The following is a 7,249-nucleotide window of genomic DNA, read 5'->3' as shown; positions in this document are numbered from 1 at the left end:
CCCCCCCCGAAAGGCATACGTATGAATGGGGCAATCCTATTACCTGTGTGAGACCTGACAACCCTCATGCGGAATTGAGGTGTATCGGGGAATTTTCATTGGTGTTAAGAAAACTCTATATTTGTAAGAGCGTATGAAGAAGCTGAGAGCCATAGTGATCGGTCTGGTGGGGATCCTTGCGGTCCTCTCCCTCTCGGTGGCTTGCCATCGGTCTGAGGGTGTTGATCGGTTTGCGATCTCTGCCCTTGACAGCCTCGATCGAGTGATTGAGCAACGCTCTCACTATATGGAGCTCAAGGAGGAGCGTCTCGGTGAGCTGCGCGCAAGATTAGAGACCACCGAGCAGGAGGAGGTGCCCTTAGAGCAGCGCTATCGCAGCACGTTGGAGCTCGCACAGGAGTATAGACCTTTCCGCTTTGACTCCGCTCTTTACTTCTCTCGTAAGGCACTGGAGCTGGGGCATCAGCTCAAGGACTTGAGTGCCTCACGTCGCGCCGGCATAGAGGTCGCCTACTGCTATCTCTCAGCAGGACTCTTCCTCGAGGCACGCGAGACCATCGATGCGATAGCTCCCGACAGCACACCGGACGGGGAGGAGACCATCGCCATCCATCTCCTCCGGATGAAGTACTTCCTCGACCTCGCTGACTACAACGACCACAATGACGAGATGGCGCATAGGTACCGCTCTGCCGGTCTTCAGGAGGCAGATGAGGTGATCACCCTTACCCCTGAGGGATCTCACGACCACTACTATGCGCTGATCCATAAGCAGCTACACCTACATCAGTACCGTGAGGCACTCTCGACGATCGATGAGCTGCTCCGGCAGTCGTCGATCACGGACCGTGACCGAGCCATACTCCTGTCACTGAAGGGAACAGCCGCCACACTTATGGACGATGATATGGCAGCGGTAGAAGCTCTGGCTCAATCTGCCGTGTATGACCTAATCACCGGTACGCACGAGACCACTTCGCTTGCCCGTCTTGCAAGCGAGCTTTATCGTATGGGCGACATTGACCGAGCAGCAAGGTACATCGACCTCGCCATGGAGGACGCCAATTACTATGACGCAAAGCACCGAAAGGTAGCCGTAGGTGACATTCGCCCACTGATCGAGCAGAGCAGGATGCATCAGATTGACCTACGACGACGTCAGATGACCACCTACACCTTAGTGGCCTCACTGCTCTGTCTGCTGCTGGTCGCAGCAATCGTGGTGATCATCCTCCAGATGCGCCACCTACGCCGTGCGACGAGACAGATAGAGGAGGCCAATGGCGCCCTTCGGCTCTCCAATGAGCGACTTGAGGAGGCCAATGCGATCAAGGACGAATACATCGGATCCTCCTTCTACAGGCAGGGCGCTTACTTCCACGAGCAAGAGGAGCTCTACCGCTTCCTCAGACAGCGCTTAGAGAGCAAGCAGTACGATGCGATCCGGAAGCGGATCCGCCAGAGTGAGGTGACGAGAGAGCGAAAAGATATGTACGCCGACTTCGACGAGACCTTTACCCACCTCTTCCCCACTTTTGTCACCGAGTACAACGCCCTCTTCCCCCCTGAGGAGCAGCAGACCCTCCTCCCCGGTGACCCGCTAACCCCCGAGATGAGGATCTTCGCACTGATCCGTGTCGGGGTCTCCAAGACGGAGCAGGTGGCACACTTCCTCAATTACTCTGTCAATACGATCAACACCTACAAGACACGGGTGAAAAATAAGTCCCTCGTGGAGAATAAAGACTTCGAGGGCGAGATCATGAAGATCGGGAGATCGAGGTAGACACCTCGACAAAAAAAGACAAAGGGGGCGAAAAATAGGGCCACGACCCTCCCCAAAAAGACCATATTGAGGTTATATTTATAGGTTACGAAAATTAATTAGTTACCTAATAATCTGCACCCTACGACCTCAATCAACTGATATACCCTTATATACTTTTGTGGTTGCTTGGCAAACTGTCCCGAAGGGGTGACTTTTGTATCAGAAATTAATGGCGCCCACTCCGTCCTAACCCTTCGGAGCGACCCATTATCCTCGATCACATTTTTCGAAACCCTATAATATAAGCAGTCATGAAACCACGTACGCTTATCCTCTCCCTGCTCCTTGCGCTGACGATCTCAATCGGATCCGCAGGAGCACAAGAGGTCCTCAAGTCGCCTAACGGCAACCTCACCCTCACCTTCCACCTCGGGAGCAAGGGTGAGCCGATGTATCGCCTTGACTATGGCGACAAGCCGGTCGTGCGGGACAGCCACTTAGGCTTTTTCCTCAAGGATCACGAGGATGGTGACCTCGTCTCTGCCTTTGAGCAGCAGGGCGAAGCCGTCCGCTCTACCTTTGACGAGACCTGGACGCCGGTCTGGGGCGAGGTGAGCACGATCCGCAACCACTACAATGAGATACTCATCCGTCTCCGTCAGAGGGAGAATGGTCGCGAGATGGACCTCCGCTTCCGCCTCTTTGATGACGGCATGGGGCTGAGGTACGAGTTTCCCGACCAGGATCGCCTGATCTACTTCACGGTGAAGGAGGAGGCAACGGAGTTTGCCATGGCGGGCGATCACACCGCCTTCTGGATCCCGGGAGACTACGACACGCAGGAGTACAACGTCACCGAGTGCCGTCTCAGCGAGATCCGCAGCCGGTACGATGAGGCTCACATCCACAACGCCTCTCAGCAGGACTTCTCCAAGACCGGCGTGCAGACCCCGCTGCAGCTCAAGGCTGACAACGGGCTCTACATCAATATACACGAGGCAGCGCTGATTGACTTCCCAGCACTCAACCTGGAGCTGGACGACAAGGCCATGATCTTCCGTGCACACCTCACACCGGATGCGCAGGGAAACAAGGGGCACGTGCAGACTGCATTCAATACCCCTTGGCGTACCATCATCGTCAGTGACGATGCACGGGACATCCTTGCGAGCAAGCTGATCTATAACCTCAATGAGCCGTGCAAGATCGAGGACACCTCCTGGATCAAGCCGATGAAGTACATGGGCGTCTGGTGGGAGATGATCACCGGCAAGAGCACATGGGCCTACACCGACGACCTCCACAGCGTCCACCTCGACCGGACCGACTACTCCAAGGTGAAGCCCAACGGTCGTCACGGAGCCACGACCGCCAACGTGAAGCGCTTCATCGACTTTGCCTCCGCCCACGGAATGGACGGACTGCTTGTCGAGGGGTGGAACGTTGGCTGGGAGGACTGGTTTGGCCACCAGAAGGACTACGTCTTTGACTTCGTCACCCCCTACCCCGACTTTGACATCGAGGAGATCCACCGCTACGCCAAGGAGAAGGGGATCAAGATGCTGATGCACCACGAGACCTCCAGCTCAATCCGCAACTACGAGCGTCACCTGGATGCTGCCTTTGACCTGATGAAGAAGTACGACTACCCGGGCGTCAAGACCGGCTACGTCGGTGACATCGTCCCCTACGGGGAGTACCACTATGGTCAGTGGCTGGTCAATCACTACCTCTATGTGGTGAAGAAGGCTGCCGAGCGGCAGATCATGATCAATGCTCACGAGTCGGTCCACATGACCGGACTGAGCCGCACCTACCCCAACCTTCTCTCTCAGGAGTCGGCCAAGGGGCAGGAGTTCCAGACCGGTGGCAATCCCGCCAACCACCTTACCCTACTTCCCTTTACCCGCCTCATCGGTGGTCCGATGGACTACACTCCCGGAATCCTGATGATGGACCTCAGCCGACTCAATCCGGACAACCACAACGTCGTCCGCACCACCGTCTGCAATCAGCTCGGCAGCTACCTGACGATGTACACGCCACTCCAGATGGCGGCCGACCTGCCCGAGCACTACGAGGAGCGGATGGATGCCTTTGAGTTTATCGAGAAGGTGCCGGTGGACTGGAGCGACAGCAAGTACCTCGAGGCGGAGCCGGGGCGCTACGTCACCGTAGCACGCAAGGACAAGGCGAGCGAGGACTGGTACATCGGCAGCGTCAGCGGTGTAGACCGCACGACGAAGATCAGCCTCGACTTCCTCACCCCGGGTAAGAAGTATCTCGCCAAGGTGTGGCAGGACGGCAAGAAGGCTCACTACCTGACCAACCAGTACGACTATACCATCACGGAGAAGAAAGTGACCTCCAAGAGCACCCTCACCCTGCACGAGGTGGAGGGCGGTGGCTTCGCCGTGATCCTCTCTGAGATCAAGTAAATCCCTTAATCCCATATCTTAGTATGAATAAGAATAGCAGTATACTCAAGCAGGCTCTGCGACTACTCGCCCTACTGGTGGTGGTCAGCGGGAGTGCGCTCTCTGCTCTCGCCCAGTCGGTACGCGCCTATGGCGTGGTGGTCGACGTGGAGGGCTCTCCCCTACCCGGTGTCACCGTGCGGGTGACTGACAAGACAGGGCAAGGGACGATCACCGATATGGACGGCAACTTCTCCATCCAGGTCGAGAAGTCTGATCGCCTCACCTTTACCTACGTCGGCTTCGTCGATCAGACGATAGCCGTAGCAGACCAGACCTTCCCCCTTCGCCTTGTCCTCCACGAGGACTCCGAGCTCCTTGACGAGGTGGTGGTGATCGGCTATGGATCGGTGCAGAAGAAGGACCTTACCGGGTCCATCACCACGATCTCCAGCAAGGACTTCCAGAAGGGGGCTATCGCCACTCCGGACCAACTCATCACCGGTAAGATCGCCGGCGTGCAGATCGTCCCAGGCGGTGGCGCTCCCGGCTCAGGTGCTATGATCCGTATCCGTGGCGGTGCCTCGCTCAATGCCTCCAATAACCCCCTCATCGTGATTGACGGGGTGCCGATGGAGGGTAGTACGTTGCCCGGTGCACCTAGTCCGCTTAGCTCCATCAACCCTGCAGACATCGAGTCGATGAATGTCCTCAAGGACGCGTCCGCCACTGCTATCTACGGCTCTCGTGCCTCCAATGGTGTGATCATCATCACCACCAAGAAGGGTAGCCTCGGTCAGCCGATACGCGTGCAGGCCTCTACTCGCTTCTCCGTCTCCACCCCGCGTAAGTATGTTGACGTCTATACTGGCGACGAGATCCGCGCAATCGTGAAGAAGAGTGGCGAGCAAAAGTATATCGACATGCTGGGCAAGGAAAATACCGACTGGCAAAAGGCAATCTACCAGACCGCCCTCGGTACGGACAACAACGTCAGCATCAGCGGGGCAACCTCTTGGCTCCCCTACCGTGTCTCTGTGGGCTACTACGATGAGAAGGGTATCCTCAAGACCGACCACATGCAGCGCGTCACCGGAGACTTGAGCCTGACCCCTCACTTCCTGAACGATGACCTCACGGTGACCCTAAACGTGAAAGGCTCCTATACCCGCAATCGATACGCCGACAAGGGTGCCATAGATGGCGCTGTCCGGATGGATCCGACCCAGCCTATCATGTCCAATGAGGCGATCTACAAGCCCTTTGGCGGCTACTGGTTCCTCACCGGCACAAATGATAAGGGTCAGGTGATCCCCCGATCCCTAGCCCCTCGCAACCCCCTTGCCCTCCTGATGGAGAAGGACGACCGAGGCACCAGCGGGCGGATCATTGCCAACTCAATGATCACCTACAAGCTTCCTTTCGTCAAGGGACTGAGCATGAACCTCAACCTTGCCTATGACTACGGAGTGGGGCAGGGACGAACCTATATCCCGGTGAATGCTCCGCTCAATGAGTACACCAACCAAAATGTCGTCGGTAAGGGTGGACTAGACAAAAAGTACCGTCAGGAGAAGACCAATAAGCTCCTCGACTTTTATGTCAACTACAAGCACGAGTCTAAGGCCATCCTGGGCAGCCTCGACCTGATGGCGGGCTACTCCTACCAGGATTGGATGACGAAGGACTACAAGTACTCCGAAAAGACAGCCGGAGGGATCGAGTACAATAAGCCGGTCTTCCCCTACGACCTGCCGCGGAATACCCTCGTATCCTTCTACGGTCGTGTCAACTATTCACTGCTCGATCGCTACCTTTTCACCGCCACCGTGCGTGCCGATGGCTCCTCTCGCTTTGCGCCCAAGTACCGCTGGGGTGTATTCCCCTCACTGGCACTGGCGTGGAAGATCAAGGAAGAGTCCTTCCTCAAGGAGGTGGACGCAATCAGCGACCTAAAGCTCCGCCTGGGCTACGGTATGACCGGACAGCAGGACGGTATCGCCAACTATAGCTACCAGTCGGTCTACTCCCTCAGTGACAATCAGCACAAGTACCTCTTTGGCGACAAGTGGTACAATATGTACAAGCCTGCCGCCTACGATGCCGAGATCAAGTGGGAGCAGACGGCTACCTCCAATATCGGTCTTGACTACGGGTTCCTAAAGGGACGCCTCTACGGATCAATCGACCTCTACGTCAAGCACACCAAGGATCTGCTCAATACGATTCCGGTCCCGGCGGGAGCCAACTTCTCCAACAGGCTCCTCACCAACATCGGCTCTATGACCAATAGGGGTGCCGAGCTGTCTGTGAACTACATCCCGATCGAGACCAAGGACTGGAACTGGGTGCTCAACTTCAATGCCACCTACAACCAGACCAAGATCACTCAACTGACTCAGGTCGAGGATCCTACCTATCTGGGTGCAGAAGTGGGCGGTATCAGTGGTGGTACCGGTCAGAATGTCCAGATCCACTCCGTGGGCTACGAGCCCTATTCCTTCTTTGTCTACAAGCAGGTCTATGATGCAAAAGGAAAGCCTATAGAGGGTGTATTTGCTGACCTCAATGGCGATGGTAAGATCGATAACTACGATAAGTACCACTGTGGCAAGCCGGCACCGGACTTCCTCTTCGGTCTCAGCACCTCCCTCCGGTACAAGGGGCTCACCCTCTCCACCTCGCTGCGTGCCAATACCGGCCATAAGATCTACGACAACGTCTCCAGCGACAATGGCACACTCACATCGATCAAAAATCCTCTCGGGTGGATCAGCAATGCGACGCACGACTACAGCGCATCCGGGTTTGTCAACTACCACTATCTCTCCGACTACTACGTCCGAGATGCCTCGTTCCTCAAGATGGATAATCTGACCCTCAGCTACGACTTCGGTCGCCTCTTCCACGACACTGTAGGGATCAACCTCGGAGCGACGGTACAGAATGTCTTTACCCTCACTTCGTACAAGGGCATTGACCCCGAGGTCTCCGGTGGGATCGACCACCAGTTCTACCCCATCCCCCGCACCTACTCTCTTAGTCTGGGTCTCACCTTTTAAGT

The 7,249-nt window shown here is 56.2% G+C and carries 3 protein-coding genes; all 3 read left to right on the top strand.

Annotated elements, in window-relative coordinates:
- The first annotated feature begins 133 nt into the window (after positions 1-133).
- The 3 genes from HMPREF2890_RS05040 to HMPREF2890_RS05030 all read left to right on the top strand — a co-directional run bounded on the left by HMPREF2890_RS05040 (position 134) and on the right by HMPREF2890_RS05030 (position 7,247).
- Entirely contained in the window at positions 134-1,786 is a 1,653-nt protein-coding gene (locus HMPREF2890_RS05040) for a DUF6377 domain-containing protein (RefSeq protein ID WP_070466201.1), read from the top strand.
- 293 nt (positions 1,787-2,079) lie between these two features.
- A complete protein-coding gene (locus HMPREF2890_RS05035; RefSeq protein WP_070466199.1) occupies positions 2,080-4,206 on the top strand; it encodes a glycoside hydrolase family 97 protein in 2,127 nt (708 codons plus the stop codon).
- A gap of 23 nt (positions 4,207-4,229) precedes the next feature.
- Positions 4,230-7,247 carry a SusC/RagA family TonB-linked outer membrane protein gene (locus tag HMPREF2890_RS05030; protein ID WP_070466197.1) on the top strand — a complete coding sequence of 1,006 codons (3,018 nt, stop codon included), beginning with the start codon at positions 4,230-4,232 and terminating at the stop codon, positions 7,245-7,247.
- Positions 7,248-7,249 lie beyond the last annotated feature (2 nt).

Source organism: Porphyromonas sp. HMSC065F10 (assembly GCF_001808555.1).
Lineage (GTDB): Bacteria > Bacteroidota > Bacteroidia > Bacteroidales > Porphyromonadaceae > Porphyromonas_A.
This window is presented reverse-complemented; position numbering and strand designations above follow the sequence as displayed.